This window comes from Stenotrophomonas sp. TD3 (assembly GCF_001939825.1).
Taxonomy (GTDB): Bacteria; Pseudomonadota; Gammaproteobacteria; order Xanthomonadales; family Xanthomonadaceae; genus Stenotrophomonas.
The window spans coordinates 2,005,001-2,023,038 of sequence record NZ_MOYM01000001.1 but is presented as its reverse complement, the minus strand read 5'-3'; the positions used below and the strand labels follow the sequence as shown (position 1 = coordinate 2,023,038).

Genomic DNA, 18,038 nt, shown 5'->3' with positions numbered 1-18,038 from the left:
ATGAGCGGCATCGGGGAAGGACAGCGGGGACGGTCGTTGGGTCGCAGTGCACCACTACTGGGGGTGCTGCTGATCCTGCTGGCCGGCTGGTTCGGATGGAGCGCGGTGCAGCAATGGCGGCAGGAGGCCAACGGGCAGGCGCTGGAAGAGGCGCGTGACCAGGCCGTGCAGGGCCTGCAGCAGGCCGCTGCAGGCCAGCTGCAGCAGCTGCAGCAGCAGTTGAAGAACGATCGCGTGCAGCAGGCGCTGCAGGCCGGCGATGCCGCTGCGGCGGCGCTGGCCGTGCGCGAGAGCTGGACCGGGGTCGAGCAGGTCGAGGTGCTGGCGGCCGATCTGGCCAACGCCTATGCCGATCCGGCCACCTTCGGGTATTCCCGCCTGGCGCTGCTGGAAGCCGCGCTGGCCGAGGCCCGGCCAAGCCTGCGCGTGGTCCGCGACGGCGGCGGCAACCGCCTGGGCCTGGCCGCGCCGGTGCAGCTTGGCAGCCTGGGGCCGGCCGTCATCTATGTCCGCCAGCCGCTGCTGCGGCTGACCTCGCCGCTGGACCAGGTGCGTGCGCCGTCCGCCGGCTTCCTTGGCCTGCGCCAGGGTGGGTTCGATCTGGTCACCCAGGGCGACGCGGGCCTGGCCGAAAGTGCGGAAGCCCTGGCGCGCCCGGTTGCAGGCACGCCGCTGCGGCTGGTCGCGTCGGTGCCGAATGTCGAAGCCGGTCCGCTCGGCCTGGGCGCACTGGCCAGCGCCATTGTTGCGTTGCTGCTGGCGTTCATTGCCGTGTTGCTGGTGGTCGGTCGCGGCCGCCTGCCGAAGTCGCTGCCGTTGCCGCGCCGCGCCGCCGCGTCCGAGGCCGACCATGGCCCGACCCTGAGCGAGAGCCTGCAGCAGGCGCCGCCACCGGTGGCCGCCGTAGCCAGCAGTGGCGATGCCACGCCGCCGCCACCGCCCCCGGTGCCGGCAGAAGAACTGGCTGCCGGTATCTTCCGCGCCTACGACATCCGCGGCGTGGTGGGCAGCGAACTGACACCGAAGACCGCGGCGCTGATCGGCCAGGCCATCGGCACCGTGGCGTTGGAGCAGGGGCTGCGCGAGGTCGTGATCGGGCGCGATGGCCGCCTGTCCGGGCCCGAGCTGACGGCCGGGCTGGCTGAAGGCCTGCGCCGTGCCGGCTGCGCGGTGATCGACATCGGCCTGGCGCCGACCCCACTGGTGTACTACGCCGCCTTCCACCTGCGTACCGGTACCTGCGTGGCGGTCACCGGCAGCCACAATCCGCCGGAATACAACGGCTTCAAGGTGGTCATTGGCGGCGAGACGCTGTCCGGCGATGCCATCACCGATCTCTACCAGCGCATCGTCGAGGGCCGCCTGGTGCAGGCCGCCGAGCCGGGTGACTACCAGCAGCGCGATGTCAGCGCCGACTACATCCAGCGCATCGCCGATGACGTGCAGCTGGACCGTCCGCTGAAGGTCGTGGCCGATGCCGGCAATGGCGTGGCCGGCGCACTGGCACCGCAGCTGCTGGAGGCGATCGGCGCCGACGTCATTCCGCTGTACTGCGACGTCGACGGCACCTTCCCCAACCATCATCCCGACCCGAGCGAGCCGGCCAACCTGGAAGACCTGGTGCAGACGGTCAAGCGCTTCGGCGCCGACCTCGGCGTGGCCTTCGATGGCGACGGCGACCGGCTGGGCGTGGTCACCGGCGAAGGCAGGATCATCTATGCCGACCGCCTGCTGATGCTGTTCGCTGCCGATGTGCTGATGCGCAATCCGGGCGCGATGGTGATCTACGACGTGAAGTGCACCGGCAAGCTGTCCGACCACGTGCTGCGCAACGGTGGCAGCCCGCTGATGTGGAAGACCGGGCATTCGCTGATGAAGGCGAAGATGCGCGAGACCGATGCCGAGCTGGCCGGAGAGATGAGCGGCCACTTCTTCTTCAAGGAACGCTGGTTCGGTTTCGACGATGGCCTGTACGCCGCGGCGCGCCTGCTGGAGATCCTGGCCCAGCGCGAGGAAACCCCGGACGAAGTGCTGGGCGAACTGCCGGAGATGGTCGCCACGCCGGAGCTGAAGGTGCCGGTGGCCGACGGGACGCCGCATGCGCTGGTGGCGATGCTGGTGGCGGCGGCGCAGTCGCCGGACAACCCGTATGTGGGGGGCCGCCTGTCGACCATCGATGGCCTGCGCGTGGACTTCGCCGATGGCTGGGGCCTGGTACGCGCCTCCAACACCACGCCGGTGCTGGTGCTGCGGTTCGAAGGCAACGACGAGGCCGCACTGGAGCGCATCAAGGCACTGTTCCGCAGCCAGCTGCAGCCGGTGCTGGGCGACACCCCGCTGGGGTTCTGATTGATCGGGATTGGATCGATCGGGTAGTGCCGGCCGCTGGCCGGCAACCACAGGATGGATCTGGGGTTCATGAGGTTGCCGGCCAGCGGCCGGCACTACCCCTTGAACCGCAGTCCCACGCCCGGTTCGGTGAACAGGTAGCGCGAATCCAGCGCTGAATCACCCAGCTTGTGCCGCAGCTTGCCGACCAGGATGCGCAGGTAGTGGGTGTCGTGCTGGTGGGTGGGGCCCCAGATCTCCTGCAGGATCTGCGGCTGGGTCACCACCCGCCCGGCATTGCGCAGCAGCAGCGACAGCAGCGCGTATTCCTTGCGGGTCAACGCCACCGGTTCACCCTCGAGAGCGACTTCGCGACGCACCAGGTCCACATGCAGGTGGCCATCGTCGAACACCGGTGGCGTGCCATCACTGGGCACGCTGCGTGTGCGCAGCAGCGCCCGCACGCGCGCCATCAGTTCCTGCGTGCCGAACGGCTTGGTCACGTAGTCGTTGGCACCGGTATCCAGTGCGCGCACCTTCTCGGATTCGCCGGCGCGCACGGTCAGCATGATCACCGGCACCTGGCTCCACTGCCGCAGCTGTTCCAGCACCTCGTGGCCTTCCATGTCCGGCAGGCCGATATCCAGGATCACCAGATCCATGTCCTCGCTGGCGGCCAGTTGCAGGCCTTCCTGGCCGGTCGCCGCCTGCCGCACCTGGTAGCCCTGCGCGCGCAGGCTGATGTCCAGGAACCGGCGGATCTGGGTTTCATCATCGATCACCAGCACGCGTGCGGCCGGTACGCTGGCATCAATCGGGGTCGGGCTCATCGTGGGAGGCTGGCTTGAGCAGGGGCAGGGTGATGCGGATCAGGGTACCGCGACCGTCGCGTCCGGGCAGCGCCTGCACGCTGCCGCCATGTGCGCCGATCATGCCCTGGCAGATGGTCAGGCCCAGGCCGGTGCCGTGGCGGCCACGGTCTCCGCGTTCGACGCTGTAGAACATGTCGAAGATGCGCGCACGCTCGTCGTCGGGAATGCCGGGGCCGGCATCGATCACGTCGATGCGCAGCTGGCCGTCCAGCTCGCGTGCCTGTACCTGCACGGCGGCGTCAGGCGGCGAGAACTTGGCCGCGTTCTCCATCACGTTGAACACGGCCTGTTCGACCAGTGCCGGGTGTACCCAGATCGGCGCCAGCGTGGACGGAATGTCCAGTTCCAGCCGCACCTTGGGCTGGTAGCGCTGCAGGCGCCGCGCGGCCGAGCCGATCAGCTCATCCACGCCGATCCAGTCACGGTTGATCTTCAGCCCTTCATGGCCGAGCCGGGTCATGTCCAGCAGGTTCTGGATGTAGCGGTCCAGTCGTTCGCCTTCCACCAGGATGGTGTCCAGCAGGGCGCGGCGATCAGCCGTGTCCATCGCCGCACCGTAGCTGGCCAGGCTGTCGGCCGAACCGATCATCGCCGCCAGTGGCGAGCGCAGGTCGTGCGACACCGAGGAGAGCAGCGCCGAGCGCAGTCGCTCGGTCTCGTTGCTGACGTGCGCCTGCTCCAGTTCGGCCACCAGCCGCGTGCGCAGCGCGGCCTGGGCGATGTCGTCGACCATTGCTTCGGCCAGCTGCCGCTGTTCGGGCAGCAGGCGCGCCTGTGCGCCGGGCAGGTACAGGCCGGCCACGCCGATCGCGCGGTCTTCGCCATCCAGCAGTGGCAGGAACCACCACTGCGCACCGGCCAGGGTATCGGTGAAGCGGCCACTGGGCTGGCCATGGCGCAGCGCCCAATCGGCGGCGGCCAGGTCGGTGTCGCCCGGCTGGCTGCGGCCACCGGTTGCGGTATCCGCGCCGATCCGCAGCCACGCCGGCACGTCCATGGCCTGTTCCAGCGCATGTCGACCCGCCTGTGCCACCTCGCCGTTGCCAGCGGCACTGGCCAGCTGACGGCCGAGCTGCTGGCGCGCACGCGCATGGCGGTTGGCCGCACGCAGCGCGATCACCTGCATGCGCAGGCGCGAGGCCAGGCGCCCGGCCACCAGTGCAGCGGCCAGGAACAGGAACACGGTGATCACGCCCTGGCGTGCACCGATGGCGAAGGTGAAGCGGGGTGCGATGAATAGGAAGTTGTAGGCGAGGAAACACAGGATCGCCGCCATCACCGCCACGCTGGCGCGCGTGCGCGCAGCCACCAGCACCACCGCGACGATGAACACCATCGACAGGTCGGCCATGCCCACCCAGCGTTCGGCCAGCCAGGCCACCGCACAGGCCAGCGCGGTAGCGATCAGTGCCTGCGCCGGTTCGTAGCTGATGCCGCGCACCGGCGGCAGCAGGCCCTCGCGGCGCGAGCGCGCACGTGCCTGCGGCGTGCTGATGATGGTGATCTCGTAATGCGCGCCGCGCTGGATCAGCTGCTGGGTCAGGGTGCGGTTGAACATCCGTGCCAGCGGTCGCTCGCGGGTGCGGCCCAGTACCAGGGTCGACACGCCGTTATGTGCGGCATGGTCGAGCAGGGCATCGGCGATGCTCGATCCGTGCAGCAGTTCCGCGTCGCCACCCAGGCGCCGTGCCAGCGCGAAGGCCGCATCGATTTCGCGTCGGGTCGCGTCATCCTGGCGACGGCCCTGCACGGTTACTACCGTCCACGGTGCGTCGCGGCGTTCGGCGATGCGACGCGCCACGCGCACCAGGTATTCGCTCTGGCCACCCCCATCGATGGCCACCAGCACGCCGCGACGCAGCGGCAGATTGCCTTCGCCACGCGCGGCGCGGGTCTCGCGCAGGCTGCTGTCGACGCGGTCGGCGGCTTCCTGCATCGCCAGTTCGCGCAGCGCGGTCAGGTTGGCCGGCGAGAAGAACGCCTGCAGGGCCTGTGCGGCCTGTTCCGGCACATAGACCTTGCCCTGCTGCAGGCGCGCGATCAGTTCGCGCGGCGGCAGATCAACCAGCACGATGTCATGCAGGCGGTCGAGCACACCGTCCGGCACGGTCTCGCTGACGCGCACGCCGGTGATCCGCATCACCACGTCGTTGAGGCTTTCCAGATGCTGGATGTTGACCGTGGTCCAGACGTCGATGCCGGCGTCCAGCAGCTCCATCACATCCTGCCAGCGCCGCTCATGGCGGCTGCCGGGCGCATTGCGATGGGCCAGTTCGTCCACCAGCACCAGCGCCGGATGCCGTGCCAGCACGGCATCCAGGTCCATTTCCTGCAGGGTGTGGCCGTGGTAGGCCACTTCCTTCAGCGGCAGCTGCGGCAGGCCCTCCAGCAGCGCCTGGGTATCGGCACGGCCATGGGTTTCCACCAGCCCGACCACCAGGTCAACGCCGCGGCGCAGCTGTTCCTGCGCGCGGGTCAGCATGGTGTAGGTCTTGCCCACGCCCGGCGCCGCGCCAAGGAATACAGTCAGCTTGCCGCCGGCTTCGCGTTGCAGGCCTTCGACCAGGGCGTCGGCCTGGCGGGTTCGTGCATCAGTCATGGGGGCCGCTGTCATGGCCGCCATTGTGCGCGCAGCCGATGCAGGCCGGCATCACGGCGCCTTGGCCGCATGGTCCAGCGCGAAGTTCAGCGTCACCACGTTCACCCGCGGCTGGCCGAACAGGCCCCACTGGCGCCCTTCGGTATGCGCCTGCACCAGGGCCTGCACGCGCTCCACCGGCAGGCCGCGTGCACGTGCCACGCGTGCCACCTGCAGCTGCGCCGCCGCCGGCGACAGCTGCGGATCCAGGCCGCCGGCGGACTGGGTGACCAGGTCCGCCGGTACCTGCGCCGGGGCGACACCTTCGCGCGCGGCCACCGCAGCCGTGCTGGCGGCAACACGTTCGGCCAGCGCCGGGTTGCTGCGCGCCATGTTGGAACCGGCCGCGGCCATCGGGTCGTAGTTGGCCGCCGACGGACGTGCCTGGAAGTAGCCGTCACCGGTGAACGGCTGCGACAGCCATGCCGCGCCGCGCACCTGGCCACTGCCATCGCGCAGCAGGCTGCCTTCGGCCTGGGTCGGGTAGGCCAGGCCGGCAAAGCCCGTGGCGATGCCGGCGTAGACCGCGCCGGCCAGCAGCAGGGTGGCCAGGCCCAGGCCGATGGCCGGGCGCCAGCTGGCGCCATCCTGCAGTCTGGTCACGCGGGCCTCGGCCTTGGCGTCGCGCGGAAGGGAAGATGAGGTGGACACAGAACGGTTCATGCGCCGAATACCAGGACAAGAAGGAGGTCAATCGCCTTGATCGCCGCGAATGGCAGCAGCACGCCGCCGAGGCCGTACACCAGCATGTTCCGGCGCAGCAGCGCGGTGGCGGTGGCCGGGCGGAAGCGCACGCCACGCAGGGCGAGCGGGATCAGGGCGGGAATCACCAGGGCGTTGAAGATCAGCGCCGCCAGCACTGCGTTGCGCGGGCTCGACAGCTGCATCACGTTCAGTGCGGCCATGGTCGGAACGGCAGCGGCGAACAGCGCCGGCAGGATCGCGAAGTACTTGGAGACGTCGTTGGCCAGCGAGAAGGTGGTCAGCGCGCCGCGGGTGATCAGCTGCTGCTTGCCCACTTCCACCACTGCCAGCAGCTTGGCCGGGTCCGAATCGAGGTCGACCATGTTGCCGGCCTCTTTCGCCGCCTGCGTGCCGGAGTTCATCGCCAGGCCGATGTCGGCCTGCGCCAGCGCCGGGGCGTCGTTGGTGCCGTCGCCGACCATCGCCACCAGGCGGCCACCCGCCTGCTCCTGGCGGATGCGCGCCAGCTTGTCTTCGGGGCGGGCCTCGGCGATGTAATCATCGACACCGGCCTCGGCAGCGATGGCGGCGGCGGTCAGCGGGTTGTCGCCGGTGATCATCACCGTGCGGATACCCATCGCCCTCAGCTGCGCGAACTTCTCGCGCATGCCGTGCTTGACCACGTCCGACAGCTCGATCACGCCCAGCACATGGCGGCCCTCGGCCACCACCAGCGGGGTGGCACCATTGCGCGCGACCTGCTCGACGCGCCCGGCCAGTTCAGCCGGCACACTGCCGCCCAACGCCTGCACGTGGGCGCGGATCGCATCGGCGGCGCCCTTGCGGATCTGCCGCCCATGTTCCAGATCCACGCCGGACATGCGGGTCTGTGCACTGAAGGCCAGGTAGTCGGCATGGTCCGGTTCGGCGGTGGCGCAGCCCTGTTCGCGCGCCAGGCGCACGATCGACTTGCCTTCCGGGGTCGGGTCGGCCAGCGAGGACAGCAGTGCCGCCTCGCGCAGCTGGCTGGCGTCGATGCCGGCCAGCGGATGGAAGTGGCTGGCCTGGCGGTCGCCGTAGGTGATGGTGCCGGTCTTGTCCAGCAGCAGCACGTCGACGTCGCCGGCCACTTCCACCGCCTTGCCCGACTTGGCCAGCACGTTGGCAGCCAGCGCACGGTTCATGCCGGCAATACCAATCGCCGGCAGCAGGCCGCCGATGGTGGTCGGGATCAGGCACACCAGCAGCGCGATCAGCAGCAGCGGATCGACCTTGACACCGACCGCGGCGCCAATGGCCGGCAACGTGGCCACCACCACCAGGAAGGTCAGCGTCATCGCCGCCAGCAGCAGGGTCAGCGCGATCTCGTTGGGGGTCTTCTGGCGGTTGGCACCTTCCACCAGCGCGATCATCCGGTCCAGGAAGCTGTGGCCCGGCTCGGCGGTCACCCGCACGATGATCTGGTCGGACAGCACCTTGGTGCCACCGATCACACCGGAACGGTCGGTACCGGCCTCGCGCAGCACCGGTGCCGATTCGCCGGTCACCGCCGCTTCGTTGATGGTGGCCAGGCCCTGCACGATCTCGCCATCGGCCGGCACCAGCTCACCGGCACTGATGATCACATGGTCGCCCGGGCGCAGCTCGGCGGCCGGCACCTGGGCTTCTGCCGCGCCTGGCTGCGGCGCCGCCAGCCGGCGTGCCACCAGGTCCTGGCGGGCACGGCGCAGCGAGGCGGCCTGGCCACGGCCACGCGCTTCGGCCACGGCTTCGGCGAAGTTGCCGAACAGCACGGTCACCAGCAGGATCGCGGTCACCGCCAGGCCGAAGCCCAGCGGCGCATTGCCGGTCAGGGTGACGATCGCGGCGACGATCGTGCCGGCCATCACCACCGCCATCACCGGGCTGCGCACCAGATGCATCGGCGACAGCTTGCGCACCGCTTCGACCAGCGCACGGCGCAGGCCGGCGCCATCGAGCAGGGCAGGGCGCGCTGCATGGGTACTACGGGTTGAACTTGCTTGGGTACTCATCAGGGTGTCCTTAGTGCAGTCCCAGGCTCAGGTGGTCGGCGATCGGGCCGAGTACCAGCGCCGGCATGAACTGCAGCACGGTCAGGATGACGATCACCGAGACCAGGGTCAGGGCGAAGGTCGGGGTTTCGATCTGCAGGCTGCCGGCAGACTCCGGGGCCTGGCGCTTGGCAGCCAGCTGTGCGGCCACCACCAGCGGAATGATCAACAGCGGGAAGCGGCCCAGCAGCAGTACCAGCGAGCAGCTCAGGTTCCACCACAGCGTGGCGTCGCCCAGCCCTTCGAAGCCCGAACCGTTGTTGGCGTAGGCCGAGACGTACTCGTAGAACACCTGGCTGATGCCATGGAAGCCGGGGTTGGAGGTCCCTGCCAGGCCGGGTACGGCCAGGGTGATCGCGGTGAACACCAGCAGGGTGATCGGCTGCAGCAGCACCAGCAGGGCCAGCAGGCGCACCTGTGGCGTCTCCAGCTTGCGGCCGAACAGTTCCGGCGTGCGCCCGGTCATCAACCCGGCCAGGAACACACCTAGCAGCAGGTACACGATGAACTGCTGCAGGCCACAGCCGATGCCGCCCCAGATCGCGCTGACCAGCATGTTGACCATCGCGATGCCACCGCTCAGCGGCGCCAGCGAATCGTGCATGCCGTTCACCGAACCGTTGGAGACCTGGGTGGTCACCGCCGCCCACAGCGCCGTGCCGTCGGCGCCGAAGCGCACTTCCTTGCCTTCCATCAGCAGCGGGGTGGCGGCGCTGGCGCTATGTCCTTCGCTCCACATCATCGCGCCGGTGGACAGCAGCGACATGCCCAGCATGCAGCTGAACACCAGGGCGCCGAAGCGACGCCGGCCGGTGAACGCGCCGATCATGAAGATCACCGCCATCGGCACCAGCAGGATGCCAACGATTTCCAGCGCGTTCGAAAGCGGGGTCGGGTTCTCCAGCGGGAAGCTGCTGTTCGGGCCGTACCAGCCGCCACCGTTGGCACCCAGCTGCTTGGCCGCGACCATCGCCGCCACCGGGCCCAGCGGCAGCTTCTGTTCGGCCATGCCGGCGCTGGCGTCGATCGGCGTGGCCTGAGGGCCACCGGCCATCGTCGACGGCACGCCCTGGCTGGTCAGCAGCAGGGTCCATACCAGGCACAGCGGCAGCAGGAAGCGCACGCACAGGCGCACCACGTCCACGTAGTAGTTGCCCACCGCCACCTGGCGGTCATCGCCGCTACCGGTGGCCGCCGCGGCCTGCGGCGCACGCGAGAACAACGCGCGCAGCGTCGCCACCGCCAGCGCCAGGCCCATCATCGGCGTCACCACCTGCAGGCCGGTGATGCCGGTCATCTGCGAGAGGTAGGACAGCTGTGCCTGGCCCGAATAGTGCTGCTGGTTGGTGTTGGTCAGGAACGAGATCATCGTGTGCAGCGCGGTGTCCCAGCGCATGTTCGGGATCTGGTCCGGGTTCAGCGGCAACCAGGCCTGGGTCATGAACACCGCCTGGGTCAGTACCGCGACCACCACGTTGCTCAGTACGAAGGCCAGCACGTAGCCGCGCCAGGACATCGAGCGCGACGGATCGACGCCGAACACCCTGTACAGCGGCTTCTCGATCCAGTGGAACAGCACGTCGACCTTCATCGGCGTGCCACGCATCACGCGGGCCAGGTAAAGGCCCAGCGGCCACGCCAGCAGCAGGCTGGCGGCAAGAATCACAAGCATCTCAGTCATGGCCGGCTCCGCTCAGAACGACTCGGGCCGCAGCACGACATAAAGAAGATAGGCGGCGGCGACCAGCACCAGCACGCCACACAACAACGACAGCCAGGGGGACATTGCAATAGCGTCCTGGTGGAACCCCTCCACCTCAGGCCGCCATCGTCGTCCTGCCCCCCATAAACGCACTACGCGCCGGACCGGGCCGACGCGTAAAGAGTGCATAAATTCCGTGGGCCAACCCGTAACCAGGCCCCGGGTAGCGCCGGGCCATGCCCGGCGGCGGGAACGTGATCAGCCCGCCGGGACCGCCGCCTGCGCCACGCCCTTCAGCTCGCGATAGCGCTGCAGGGTGCTGTCGATCTCGGCCTTCAGCGCCTGCTGCTGCTGCAGGAACCCGGCCTGCAGGCGCTGTTGCGCCTGCAGCTGCACGTGCCGCTGGCGGATCGCCTCGGCCTGCTTGTCGGCCACCTTGCCACCGGCCAGCTCCCGGTCACCGGCCGCCGACAGCAGCGCCACCAGCGATTCGCGCAGGCTGGTGACGTTGTACTCGGCGGTCTTCAGGTTGTTGTCCAGCACTTCCTGGCGTTCGGCGAACACCCGGCGCAGGTCGTCCTCGCTGCCATAGGTGGACAGCATCGCCTGCTCGGTACGCTGGCGGGTCTGCTCGGCCATCAGGTCCAGCTGCTGCTGCTGCGCCACGGTGCTGGCTGCGGCGCGCTCCTCGTCGGTCAACGCGCGCTGGACCTGCGCATTGCGCAGGCCGCTCTTCGCGTTGAACTCCTCGCGGGCGTGATTGACCGCATCGGCCGGCAGCGAATCACTGCAGATCCGCTCCTTGCCCTCGTTCCAGCAGTACAGCTTCTTTTCCACCTTGCCGCCGTCGCGCGACTGCGCCGGCACGGTGAACGGCACGGCCAGCAGCAGGCCGGCAAAGAGAACAGCAGGCACTCGGGACATGACCTTTCCCCTGGTCGGTCAGCGGATCGAACGGACGCCGTACTGGGCCCGGTAGGCTTCCAGCGGCTGCCGGTAACCGACAAGTTCCGGGTTGCCGGAGGCGAAATCAAGCAGATCGGCCAGCGATGCCACGGCGATCACCGGAATGCCGGCCTCTTCGGCCACCGACTGTGCCGCAGAGCGGCGGTCGGTTTCCGAGGCGATCTCCTGGCGGTCCAGTGCCACCACGATGCCGGCCGGGGTGCCACCGGCAGCGCGGATGATGCCCAGCGCTTCGCGGATCGCGGTACCGGCGGTGATCACGTCATCGACGATCAGCACGCGCTTGCCATTCATGTCGGCGCCGATCAGCTGGCCGCCTTCGCCATGGTCCTTGGCTTCCTTGCGGTTGAACGACAGCGGCAGGTCGCGGCCGCGCTGGGCCAGCTCGCAGGCCATCGCGGTGGCCAGCGGAATGCCCTTGTAGGCCGGGCCGAACACCACGTCGTACTTGATCCCGGTGGCATCGATGGCATCGGCGTAGCAGGCGCCGAGCTGCGACAGCAGCGAACCGGAGTCGAAACGACCGGCGTTGAAGAAATAGGGGCTCAGCCGGCCGGACTTGAGGGTGAACTGGCCGAAGCGCAGGGCGTCGGCGGTCAGGGCCAGCTGCAGGAAACGGTGGCGGTGGTCGCTCATCAAAACTCGATTCATCTTCATTTGGAGCACAAATCCTAATCCAGCTGGGCGTTTCGCGCTCGTCCAGCGCCATGTGAAAGCCGTCCGGGCCCGGCCTGGCGGACTGCGCAGCCCTGCGGGCAACCGGTATGCTTGCCCGGTTTCCCGCCGCAGGTCCCCCGCATGCGCATCATCAGTTTCAACGCCAATGGCATCCGTTCCGCCGCGACCAAGGGCTTCCTCGACTGGTTCCGGGCCCAGGACGCCGACGTCCTGTGCATCCAGGAAACCAAGGCCCAGGAAGATCAGCTGACCGACCCGATGTTCCGTCCGGACGGCCACCACTGCTTCTACCGCGACGCCATCACCAAGAAGGGTTACAGCGGCGTGGCAATCTACAGCAAGCGCGAGCCGGACCAGGTGATCACCTCGCTGGGCTGGGCCCCGTTCGACGACGAAGGCCGCTACATCGAGGCGCGCTACGGCAATCTCAGCGTGGTCTCCTTCTATATCCCGTCGGGCAGCTCGGGCGACCTGCGCCAGGGCTTCAAGTTCGAAGTGATGGAATGGCTGCGGCCGATCCTCGAGGAATGGGCGCGCAGCGGCCGCGACTACGTGCTGTGCGGCGACTGGAACATCGTGCGTTCGGCGCTGGACATCAAGAACTGGAAGTCCAACCAGAAGAACTCCGGCTGCCTGCCGGAAGAGCGCGACTGGCTCAACGCCCTGTGCGCCGACCACGGCCAGGCCACCGATGTCGCCGCCGGCCGTGGCTGGGCTGACGCTTACCGCCTGCTCAACCCCACCGGCGAGGACTACACCTGGTGGAGCAACCGTGGCGCGGCCCGTGCCAACAATGTCGGTTGGCGCATCGACTACCAGTTCATCACCCCGGGCCTGCGTGACCGACTGCGCAGCTGCTCGATCTATCGCGACGAGCGCTTCTCCGACCACGCCCCGTTCATCGTGGACTACGACCTGTGACCGAGGCCGCCACGCCGGTCAGCTACAAGGGCTGGGCAGGAATCAAGCGCGCCTTCGGTACCCCGTCGGCGCTGACCATGGCCATGCTTGGCTTCGGCAGCGGCCTGCCGTTCCTGCTGATCGCTTCGCAGACGCTGTCCACGCGCCTGCGCGACGTCGGCCTGGACCTGGGCAGCATCGGCCTGATCAGCCTGGCCAGCTTCTTCTACCTGCTCAAGTTCCTGTGGGCACCACTGCTGGACCGCTATGCCTTCCCGCTGCTGGGCGGGCTCGGTCGCCGCCGTTCGTGGCTGCTGGTGTCACAGGCGCTGGTGCTGGTCGGCCTGGTTGCGCTGGCCTTCGTGCGGCCCGAACAGGGTGTCTGGCCGCTGGTGATGTGGGTGCTGGTGGCGTCGTTCGCCGGCGCCACCCAGGACTCCGCCGTCGATGCCTATCGCATCGAGATCGCACCGCAGGCCGCCCAGGCGGCGCTGGCGGCCACCTATACGCTGGGCTACCGGATCGGCCTGATCCTGGCCGGTGCCGGCGCGCTCTACCTGGCGCAGTTCGAAGGCTGGATCGTCGCCTACCTGGCGATGGCCGCGCTGATGCTGCTGCCGATCGTCACCACCCTGCTGTGCGCCGAGCCGGAGCGCCCGGCCACCGCCGTGCAGCGCCGCATTGATATCGCCGAAGCCTTCATCCAACCCATCTCCAGCTTCTTCAGCCGCAATGGCGTGGCGCTGGCACTGGTGCTGCTGGCCTTCGTCGGCCTGTTCAAGTTCCCCGATCAGGTGATCGGTGTGATGGCCGGGCCGTTCTATCTCGATTCGGGGTTCGACAAGGCCGACATCGCCACCGTCTCCAAGCTGTTCGGCGTGTGGATGGGGATCGGTGGTGCGTTCCTGGGCGGCATCGCGGTGGCCGCATTCGGCTTCCGCCGCATGCTGCTGGTGGCCGCACTGGGCGTGGCGCTGTCCAACCTGGCCTTCCTGCTGATGGCGCACAACCCGGGCAAGCTGTGGGCGTTCTATGCCGCGCTCAGCGCCGACAACCTGTTCCAGGGCTTTGCCGGCACCGTGCTGGTCGCCTTCATGTCGTCGCTGACCGACCGCAACTTCACCGCCACCCAGTACGCGCTGCTGGTGTCGCTGGCCAACCTGCCGGGCAAGTTCGTCGGCGGTGTCTCCGGTTACATCGTCGAAGCCACGTCCTACAGCACGTTCTTCATCCTCAGCTCGGTCACCGTGGTGCCGACCCTGCTGCTGCTGGCCTGGCTGTGGCCGCGGATCGCCGACCGCGGGCCGCCGCCGGTCGCCTGATTGCCTGCCCGCCCGGACTGCGGGATCATCGCCCCCGACGCGCCGAGGGGGCGGTGCCTTGCGAACGGGGAAGTGAGCATGGCCGACGTTGTGCTGCGGGACCTGGACCCGCTGCTGCTGGAACGTATCCGACGTGTCGCGGTCGCCCGCGGCTGGACCCACGAACAGACCTGCGCCGCCTTGCTGGAGCAGGGCCTGTTCAGCAGTGAACTGGAGGTCCGCTCCGGCTTCGGTGATCCCGAAGTGGACGCGCTCTCCGACGCCATCGCCGCCCTGCAGGCCCTGCCCGCAGGGCAGGGCTTCGATTAGCACCCTTGTAGCGTCGAGCCATGCTCGACTGCTCTTCGGCCGGCCCGCGCGACGCCGAGCGTGGCTCGGCGCTACCACGTGCTTTTGTAGAGTCGAGCCATGCTCGACTGCCTCTGCTCACGCCAGGTGGATCGCACCCAGGATCCGCGGGCCCGCCGCCCCGGTCACGCTCGGCAGGTTGCCCGCCAGCCCGTCCATCGTCCGCTGCGCCAGCCAGGCGAAGCCCATCGCCTCCACGTACTCCGGGTCCAGCCCATGCACCGCGCTGGACTCCACCTGCACCTCCGGCAGCCGCGCCGCCAGCCGCTTCATCAGCTGCCGGTTGCGTACCCCGCCGCCACAGACCAGCAGGCGCCGGGTCTGCGGCTGCTGCGCCAGCAGCGCATCGGCCACAGTCGCCACGGTCAGCTCCAGCAGGGTGGCCTGCACATCGGCAGCGGCGTACTCGCCTTCCCCCATGTGTGCCTCGGCCCAGGCCAGGTGGAACTGCTCGCGCCCGGTGCTCTTCGGCGGCGGCAACGCGAACCACGGGTCCGAACGCCAGCCCGCCAACAGCCCCTCGTCCACCGCGCCACTGGCGGCATACGCGCCATCGGCATCGAAGGTGCGGCCGGTGTGGCGCTGGCACCAGGCATCCATCAGCGCATTGGCCGGGCCGGTATCGAAGCCACGCACCGCGCCTTCGCGCGGGATCAGGGTCAGGTTGGCGATGCCGCCCAGGTTGAGCACCGCGCGGTCTTCATCGGCGGTGCCCAGCATGCCCAGGTGGAAGGCTGGCATCAGCGGCGCACCGTGGCCCCCGGCCGCCACGTCGCGGCGGCGGAAGTCGGACACCGTGGTGATCCCGGTCAGTTCGGCAATGCGGTTGCCGTCGCCCAGCTGCACGGTGAACGCCGGCTCGGCCAGCGGGCGGTGGCGCACGGTCTGGCCATGCGAGCCGATCGCGCGCACCTGGCTGCGATCCACGCCGGCCTCGGCCAGCAGCTGGTTGGCGGCCCCGGCAAAGTTGATCGCGATCCGCGCGTCCAGCTCGCCCAGTTCCTCCAGCGACTCCAGCGGGCCACCTTCGCCCAGCGCCACCAGCCGCGCGCGCAGCACCGGCTCCCAGCGGGCGGTCAGGCCGTGCACGAAGCGGCAGCCACCGCCGGCGGGGAACTGCACCAGCGCGGCGTCGATGCCGTCGGCGCTGGTGCCCGACATCAGGCCAAGGTACAGGGGGGCGTCAGCGTCGGCAGTCGTGTTCATGGCAGGCATAAAAAAAGGACGCGGCAAGCTTGGGCTGCCGTGTCCTTCCTCGTCAACGCAGGGGCTCAGCCGCGCTTGCGGCCGGTCGCCTGCTTGTCCTTGGCGCTGGCCACCTCGGGGGCGGCCTCGTCGCGGCTGGTCGGTGCCGGGCTGGCATCGGCGTAGATCAGCTTCTCCATGCCCTGGATGCGCGCCATGGCCGGCGCGGTCTGCGCGCGGAAGGCGACCAGCTCGGCACCCTTCAGCGGTTCCGGCGGCGGCATGGTCACGGTCAGCGGGTTGCGGTGCTCGCCGTTGACGCGGAATTCGTAGTGCAGGTGCGGGCCGGTCGCCAGGCCGGTCGAGCCGACATAGCCGATCACCGTGCCCTGGGCCACGCGCTGGCCGGTCCTGATGTTCGCAAAACGCGACATGTGGCCGTACAGGGTGGTGTGGCCGCGGCCATGGTCGAGGATCACCACATTGCCGTAGCCGTTCTGCACGCCGGCGAACTGCACGCGGGCGTCGCCGGCGGCCATGATCGGGGTACCGGTGCGCGCGGCGTAGTCCACGCCCTTGTGCATGCGCATCTTGCCCAGCACCGGGTGCTTGCGCGCGCCGAAGGTCGAGCTCAGCCGCGCGAACGGGATCGGCATGCGGATGAAGCTCTTCTTCAGCGAGCGGCCGTTGATGTCGTAGTACTCGGACTTGCCGTTGCGATCGAAGCGGAAGCCGGAGTAGGTCTTGCCGCCGGTGGTGAAGGTCGCCGCCAGGATCTTGCTGGTGTCCACCTTCTCGCCTTCGCGCCAGGTTTCATCCATCACCACGCTGAAGCGGTCGCCCGGCTGCAGGTCCTTGGAGAAGTCGATGTCGTACTTGAAGATGTCGTCGGTCATCGTCGCGATCGCCGACGGCGACAGCCCGGCCCGTCGGGCCGCGGCATACAGCGAACTGGTGATCTCGCCGCTGGTGACCACGGTGCGCGTGGAGGTCTCGCGCTTGGTCACCTTTTCCTTGATGTCGTCGCCGGCCAGGCTCAGTTCCACCCGGTTGTCGGCATCCCGGTCGAAGCGGATGCTGCGCAGGTCGCCGGACAGCGGCATGTCGAAGGCGATCTCGGCACCGGGGCGCAGCTTGGTCAGTGCTTCGCGCGCACCGGGATGGTCCAGTACCCGGTGCAGGGTGGTGGCCGGAATGCCGGCCTTGTCGAACAGGTCGCTCAGGGTCTGGCCACGCTGCACGCGCAGCACCTGCCAGCTGTCGCCAGGCACCTGCTGCTGGCGGGCCATGGTCAGCGGCGGCAACGGCAGCGCCAGGCTGGTGTGGCTGTCGGCGTAGGGCGCATCGATGGTGTGCGAGAAGCCGGGGACGATCGTCGCCACCAGGGCGCCGATGGTCGCGAACAGGCTGGCGTGCATCCAATGGCGGCGCGTCCAGCGCTCATTGAAGGCGGCGGGAAGGTGTTGCCTGAGCTTCCGATGCAGGGCGTTGTCGTGCAGGACGTGGAGGCGTTCCTGGAAGCGCTGCTTGCGTGCGCGCCCTTGTTCGGAATTGTGCATCGGCGGTTTTTTCCTGGCGGCCCGGGAGCGCGGGCCTGATCGCCGGTTACCATAGACACCTGAGAAAACCGCGTCAAACCCTTGTGCCCATTGGCTTTTGTGAAGCCAATCGGGTTAACTTTGCTTTAACACCCCACACAAGAATCGGCGTTGCCGGGAGTAGTCACGTGTCCTCGATTGAAGAAGCCCTTGCCCTGATCGGCCGTGGTGCCGACGAGATCCTCAAGCTCGAGGATCTGCGTGCGCGCCTGCAGGAAGGCCGCCCGTTGCGGATCAAGGCCGGCTTCGACCCCACCGCGCCCGATCTGCACCTGGGCCATACGGTGCTGCTGAACAAGATGCGCCAGTTCCAGGACCTCGGTCACCAGGTCATTTTCCTGATCGGCGACTTCACCGGCATGATCGGCGACCCCTCCGGCAAGAGCCTGACCCGCAAGCCGCTCAGCCGCGACGACGTGCTGGCCAACGCCCGTACCTATGAGGAACAGGTGTTCAAGGTGCTGGACCGCAGCCGTACCGAAGTCCGCTTCAACTCGGAGTGGTTCGGCAAGATGGGCGCGGCCGACATGATCCGCCTGGCTGGCCAGCACACCGTGGCGCGCATGCTCGAGCGCGACGACTTCGCCAAGCGCTATGCCGCCCAGCAGTCCATCGCCATCCACGAGTTCCTGTACCCGCTTGTGCAGGGCTACGACTCGGTGGCCCTGGAGGCCGACGTCGAGCTTGGCGGTACCGACCAGAAGTTCAACCTGCTGATGGGCCGTGGCCTGCAGGAGCACCACGG

At 68.7% G+C, this 18,038-nt stretch carries 15 protein-coding genes (1 of these 15 cut by a window edge); 5 read left to right on the top strand and 10 right to left on the bottom strand.

Translation table 11 applies throughout. The features are described from left to right. Entirely contained in the window at positions 1 to 2,349 is a 2,349-nt protein-coding gene (locus tag BKE09_RS09465; RefSeq protein ID WP_075675569.1) for a phosphomannomutase/phosphoglucomutase, read from the top strand. A 95-nt stretch (positions 2,350 to 2,444) separates the two neighbouring features. On the opposite strand, the gene BKE09_RS09460 is transcribed toward BKE09_RS09465, so the two are convergent. From BKE09_RS09460 to pyrE, 8 genes are all read right to left on the bottom strand, one after another. Beyond that, positions 2,445 to 3,158 (bottom strand): response regulator transcription factor, encoded by a 714-nt coding sequence (locus BKE09_RS09460; protein WP_075675568.1) that lies wholly within the window; start codon positions 3,156 to 3,158, stop codon positions 2,445 to 2,447. Next, positions 3,139 to 5,799, bottom strand: coding sequence for a sensor histidine kinase KdpD (locus BKE09_RS09455; protein WP_075675567.1), 2,661 nt, complete (start codon positions 5,797 to 5,799; stop codon positions 3,139 to 3,141). Before BKE09_RS09455 ends, BKE09_RS09460 begins: the two co-directional genes overlap by 20 nt. 51 nt (positions 5,800 to 5,850) lie before the next feature. Continuing rightward, a complete protein-coding gene (gene kdpC, locus BKE09_RS09450) occupies positions 5,851 to 6,501 on the bottom strand; it encodes a potassium-transporting ATPase subunit KdpC (RefSeq protein WP_075675566.1) in 651 nt (216 codons plus the stop codon). Next, the gene (gene kdpB, locus BKE09_RS09445) at positions 6,498 to 8,555 is read right to left on the bottom strand and encodes a potassium-transporting ATPase subunit KdpB (RefSeq protein WP_075675565.1); all 2,058 of its coding nucleotides are present in this window, start codon (positions 8,553 to 8,555) and stop codon (positions 6,498 to 6,500) included. The genes kdpC and kdpB overlap by 4 nt, the downstream gene beginning before the upstream one ends. 10 nt (positions 8,556 to 8,565) lie before the next feature. Beyond that, positions 8,566 to 10,275 carry a potassium-transporting ATPase subunit KdpA gene (kdpA, locus tag BKE09_RS09440; protein ID WP_075675564.1) on the bottom strand — a complete coding sequence of 570 codons (1,710 nt, stop codon included), beginning with the start codon at positions 10,273 to 10,275 and terminating at the stop codon, positions 8,566 to 8,568. A 12-nt stretch (positions 10,276 to 10,287) separates the two neighbouring features. Continuing rightward, complete coding sequence (locus tag BKE09_RS09435) at positions 10,288 to 10,380, bottom strand: potassium-transporting ATPase subunit F (RefSeq protein WP_005407770.1); 93 nt, start codon at positions 10,378 to 10,380, stop codon at positions 10,288 to 10,290. Between the two features lie 174 nt (positions 10,381 to 10,554). Next, positions 10,555 to 11,220: a hypothetical protein gene (locus BKE09_RS09430; RefSeq protein ID WP_014035706.1), complete on the bottom strand. Its 666-nt coding sequence runs from the start codon at positions 11,218 to 11,220 to the stop codon at positions 10,555 to 10,557. Positions 11,221 to 11,238: 18 nt separating this feature from the next. Further along, positions 11,239 to 11,898: an orotate phosphoribosyltransferase gene (gene pyrE / locus BKE09_RS09425; RefSeq protein WP_010486876.1), complete on the bottom strand. Its 660-nt coding sequence runs from the start codon at positions 11,896 to 11,898 to the stop codon at positions 11,239 to 11,241. A gap of 162 nt (positions 11,899 to 12,060) precedes the next feature. On the opposite strand from pyrE, the gene BKE09_RS09420 reads away from it, so the two are divergent. From BKE09_RS09420 to BKE09_RS09410, 3 genes are all read left to right on the top strand, one after another. Further along, positions 12,061 to 12,861, top strand: coding sequence for an exodeoxyribonuclease III (locus tag BKE09_RS09420; protein WP_014035707.1), 801 nt, complete (start codon positions 12,061 to 12,063; stop codon positions 12,859 to 12,861). Continuing rightward, positions 12,858 to 14,162: an MFS transporter gene (locus tag BKE09_RS09415; RefSeq protein WP_014035708.1), complete on the top strand. Its 1,305-nt coding sequence runs from the start codon at positions 12,858 to 12,860 to the stop codon at positions 14,160 to 14,162. Before BKE09_RS09420 ends, BKE09_RS09415 begins: the two co-directional genes overlap by 4 nt. Positions 14,163 to 14,240: 78 nt before the next feature. Then, entirely contained in the window at positions 14,241 to 14,471 is a 231-nt protein-coding gene (locus BKE09_RS09410) for a hypothetical protein (protein ID WP_005420465.1), read from the top strand. 117 nt (positions 14,472 to 14,588) lie between these two features. Here the strand turns inward: BKE09_RS09410 and BKE09_RS09405 are convergent, their stop codons facing one another. Both BKE09_RS09405 and BKE09_RS09400 read right to left on the bottom strand, forming a co-directional pair. After that, positions 14,589 to 15,716 carry an anhydro-N-acetylmuramic acid kinase gene (locus BKE09_RS09405; RefSeq protein ID WP_083663111.1) on the bottom strand — a complete coding sequence of 376 codons (1,128 nt, stop codon included), beginning with the start codon at positions 15,714 to 15,716 and terminating at the stop codon, positions 14,589 to 14,591. Positions 15,717 to 15,781: 65 nt separating this feature from the next. Further along, positions 15,782 to 17,254 carry a peptidoglycan DD-metalloendopeptidase family protein gene (locus BKE09_RS09400; RefSeq protein WP_075675562.1) on the bottom strand — a complete coding sequence of 491 codons (1,473 nt, stop codon included), beginning with the start codon at positions 17,252 to 17,254 and terminating at the stop codon, positions 15,782 to 15,784. A 167-nt stretch (positions 17,255 to 17,421) separates the two neighbouring features. Between BKE09_RS09400 and tyrS the strand changes: the two genes are divergently transcribed. After that, positions 17,422 to 18,038, top strand: partial view of a tyrosine--tRNA ligase gene (tyrS, locus tag BKE09_RS09395; protein ID WP_075675561.1) — the 5' portion only. 595 nt of this gene lie beyond the right edge of the window; the window shows 617 of its 1,212 coding nt (coding positions 1-617); its start codon is at positions 17,422 to 17,424; the stop codon falls past the right edge of the window.

Excerpts from the sequence above, each read along its gene's own strand:
- BKE09_RS09420 (WP_014035707.1), top strand. The coding sequence starts at position 12,061 with ATGCGCATCATCAGTTTCAACGCCAATGGCATCCGTTCCGCCGCGACC.
- BKE09_RS09400 (WP_075675562.1), bottom strand. The coding sequence starts at position 17,254 with ATGCACAATTCCGAACAAGGGCGCGCACGCAAGCAGCGCTTCCAGGAA.
- BKE09_RS09405 (WP_083663111.1), bottom strand. The coding sequence starts at position 15,716 with ATGAACACGACTGCCGACGCTGACGCCCCCCTGTACCTTGGCCTGATG.
- kdpB (WP_075675565.1), bottom strand. The coding sequence starts at position 8,555 with ATGAGTACCCAAGCAAGTTCAACCCGTAGTACCCATGCAGCGCGCCCT.
- BKE09_RS09460 (WP_075675568.1), bottom strand. The coding sequence starts at position 3,158 with ATGAGCCCGACCCCGATTGATGCCAGCGTACCGGCCGCACGCGTGCTG.
- BKE09_RS09410 (WP_005420465.1), top strand. The coding sequence starts at position 14,241 with ATGGCCGACGTTGTGCTGCGGGACCTGGACCCGCTGCTGCTGGAACGT.
- BKE09_RS09455 (WP_075675567.1), bottom strand. The coding sequence starts at position 5,799 with ATGACTGATGCACGAACCCGCCAGGCCGACGCCCTGGTCGAAGGCCTG.
- BKE09_RS09430 (WP_014035706.1), bottom strand. The coding sequence starts at position 11,220 with ATGTCCCGAGTGCCTGCTGTTCTCTTTGCCGGCCTGCTGCTGGCCGTG.
- BKE09_RS09435 (WP_005407770.1), bottom strand. The coding sequence starts at position 10,380 with ATGTCCCCCTGGCTGTCGTTGTTGTGTGGCGTGCTGGTGCTGGTCGCC.
- BKE09_RS09465 (WP_075675569.1), top strand. The coding sequence starts at position 1 with ATGAGCGGCATCGGGGAAGGACAGCGGGGACGGTCGTTGGGTCGCAGT.
- kdpC (WP_075675566.1), bottom strand. The coding sequence starts at position 6,501 with ATGAACCGTTCTGTGTCCACCTCATCTTCCCTTCCGCGCGACGCCAAG.
- kdpA (WP_075675564.1), bottom strand. The coding sequence starts at position 10,275 with ATGACTGAGATGCTTGTGATTCTTGCCGCCAGCCTGCTGCTGGCGTGG.
- pyrE (WP_010486876.1), bottom strand. The coding sequence starts at position 11,898 with ATGAGCGACCACCGCCACCGTTTCCTGCAGCTGGCCCTGACCGCCGAC.